Raw genomic sequence first — 2,822 nt, forward strand, 5'->3', positions numbered from 1 at the left:
GCGCGCGGCATCCTCGACCACGCCACGGTGCGCACCCCGCTGCTGCCGCTGGCCGAAGGCGCCGACAAGGAAATCGCCGACGCCATGCGCGCCGCCGGCCTCGGCAAGCCCCAGGGCTTCGCCCTCGCCGCCTGAGCCCCACACCCAAGCCGCCAGCGCCGCGCCTCCCCCGCTGCGTTGGCAAACAAGCGGCGGCGTCCAAAAGACGCCGCCGCGAGTCTCTCGCCGTGACCTCAATGGGAGACGGACCATGACCGCCAAGGTTTCCACGAAAGCCGGCGTCAATGGCGCCAAGAGCGCGGTGCTTTCGCTCGCCAAGGGTTTTCGCGTTCTCGAAGTCTTTTCCGAAGATCACACGGATCTCACGATCAGTGGAATCGCCGGCCACGCCGGACTGGATGTCGGCACGGCGTTCCGGCTTTTGAACACGCTGGTCGAACTTGGCTATTTGCGTCGCGACGAGGCGACAAAGCAGTTTTCGCTGACGCACAAGGCCGTCGAGCTTGGCTTTCGCGCCATCGGGCGGCGCCAGCTGCGCGCCATCGCGCGTCCCGCCTTGCGGCGATTGGTGCATCACGCGGGCGAGGTCGCGAATTTCGCGGTGCTCGCCGGCGCCGATCTTCTGTTCATCGAACGCATTCGCGCGGGCCTCGTCCGCTTCGGCGTGGACATCCATATCGGCACGACCATGCCGGCGCATGTCAGCGTGATCGGCCAGAGCATACTCGCCTTCCTGTCCCCCGAGGCGCTCGAGCGCTATGTCGCGTTAAGCGAAAACGCCGTTCACAGCTATCGCGACAAGAGTTCGCCGCGCGCCATGTTCGCCGCGCTGCCGCGCATCCGGGCGCAGGGATATGTTTTCAGCGCCTCGACCCTCGCCGACGGCATACGCGTTCTGGCGCTGCCCGTCCTCGACGCGAACGGCGCGCCCATCGGAGCCATCAGCATCACCACGCCCATCGTCAGGGAAGACGCCGACCAGCTCGACCCCGAGCTGCTGGCGCAGGCGCGACAGGCCGCTCGCGACATCGCCGCGGCGCTTGACGGGGCGGGACGCGATTAGCGCGGTTTCAACGGAAGCGAACACGGGCCCGCGGGAGAAAAAGCATCGGAAGACCGCGGAAGACCGAACGAAAAAGAGAATGTGGGAAAACCCAAAAGGGAGGATGATGTGAGCATGGTCAGAGTCGAAAACCCGCCGCTTGCCGCAGCCAGGACAGATGGCGCGCAGGATGGCGCCGCGCTGATCGCGCGTCTCGAACGCCTGCCGATCACGCGGCCCGTGCTCTGGGCGCGCGGCGTGGTCGGCATGGCGACCTTCTTCGACGGTTATGAAACGCTGTCGATCGCCTATGCCATGCCCGTGCTCGCGAAGACCTGGAGTCTGACCCCGACGACCACCGCCGCGATCATTTCGGCCGGCTATTTCGGCCAGCTCGTCGGCGCCATTTTCTTCGGTTGGCTGGCCGAGCGCGTCGGCCGCCTGCCTGTTCTGATCGTGACCACCTGCATTTTCGGCTTGATGGCCTTCGCCTGCGTTTTCGCCTGGGACGCGCAGTCCCTGATGCTGTTCCGCTTCTGCCAGGGGATCGGCACCGGCGGGGAAGTGCCGGTGGCCAGCGCCTATGTCAACGAGATGAGCGGCGCCCGCAGGCGCGGCCGCTTCTTCCTGCTTTATGAACTGCTGTTCCTGATCGGCCTGGTTTTCGCGGGCATGATCGGCTATGCGCTGGTTCCGACCGTGGGGTGGAAGGCGATGTTCATCGTCGGCGTCGCGCCGGTGATTCTGATCGCGCCGATCATGTTCTTCCTGTTCGAAAGCCCGCGCTGGCTGATCAGCAAGGGCCGATTCGCGGAAGCCGACAAGACCATCTCGCGTTTCGAAGCCCATGCGCGCGCCAAGGGCTTGCCCCTCGAACAGCCTGACCTCTCGGGGATCACTCTGTCACCGGCAAAGGCGTCCAAGGGCTGGCGCGAGATTTTTGGCAAATTCTACGGCCCGCGCACCGCGCTGCTGTGGGCGCTCTGGTTTTGCGCCTATCTCGTCAACAACGGCCTGGTGACCTGGCTGCCGACCCTCTATCGAACAAGATTCGATGTGCCGGTCGACCGCGCCATCGCCTTCGGCTTCGCCATGACCGGCATAGCCGCCTGCGCGGCGCTGGTTTGCGCGCTCAAGATCGACACGGTCGGTCGGCGCCGCTGGTATGTCGGCGCCTTCTTCACAGCCACCGCGCCGCTGCTGACGCTTGGCCTGCTCGGCGCGCGTTCGGCTTGGGAGGTGTTCGGCCTCGCCACCATCGCCTATGCCGCGATCCAGACCGTCACCTATTCGCTGTATCTCTATTCGGCGGAGCTTTATCCGACCCGATTGCGCTCCCTCGGCGCGGGGCTCGGCAGCGCCTGTCTGCGACTCGGTTCGGCCTCGGGGCCGTGGGTCATCGGCCTCGTGCTCTCCGGCGGGTCGGTGGCGCCGGTGTTTCTGATCTTCTCGGGCGTCGCCATCGCGGCGGGGATCATTGTGTGGCGCTGGGCGCCTGAAACCACCGGCCGCGCCCTCGAAGACCTGTCGCCCTGACGCATGCCGCGCGGCGGAATGTCGCCGCGCCCCTTCGCCACGCACGCGCGGAAATCCCTGGATTTTCGCGCGTTTTTTGCGCGTGTTTTCTAAAAATACAAATAATTACAATGGGATGTTCTGGGTCGCGCATTTTTTCGCAGTTTTTGATTGACGGACTTATTTGGGAGGAGTACCCAAAAATCACGTCCGAATAATTTTTCGTATTCCGAAAAATGCCCGCCAGCAAGGCCGACCCGGACGG

The 2,822-nt window shown here is 64.8% G+C and carries 2 protein-coding genes; both read left to right on the forward strand.

Annotated features, from left to right (window positions below; translation table 11 throughout):
* Positions 1-250: 250 nt before the first annotated feature.
* Entirely contained in the window at positions 251-1,063 is an 813-nt protein-coding gene (locus M2320_RS23090; RefSeq protein WP_264599311.1) for an IclR family transcriptional regulator, read from the forward strand.
* A 114-nt stretch (positions 1,064-1,177) separates the two neighbouring features.
* Positions 1,178-2,578, forward strand: coding sequence for an MFS transporter (locus tag M2320_RS23095; protein WP_264599312.1), 1,401 nt, complete (start codon positions 1,178-1,180; stop codon positions 2,576-2,578).
* Positions 2,579-2,822 lie beyond the last annotated feature (244 nt).

The sequence above is a fragment of the Rhodoblastus acidophilus genome (assembly GCF_025961575.1).
Taxonomy (GTDB): Bacteria; Pseudomonadota; Alphaproteobacteria; order Rhizobiales; family Beijerinckiaceae; genus Rhodoblastus; species Rhodoblastus acidophilus_C.

Bases quoted from the DNA above. Each gene is read 5' to 3' on its own strand.
- M2320_RS23090 (WP_264599311.1), top strand. From the start codon at position 251: ATGACCGCCAAGGTTTCCACGAAAGCCGGCGTCAATGGCGCCAAGAGC.
- M2320_RS23095 (WP_264599312.1), top strand. From the start codon at position 1,178: ATGGTCAGAGTCGAAAACCCGCCGCTTGCCGCAGCCAGGACAGATGGC.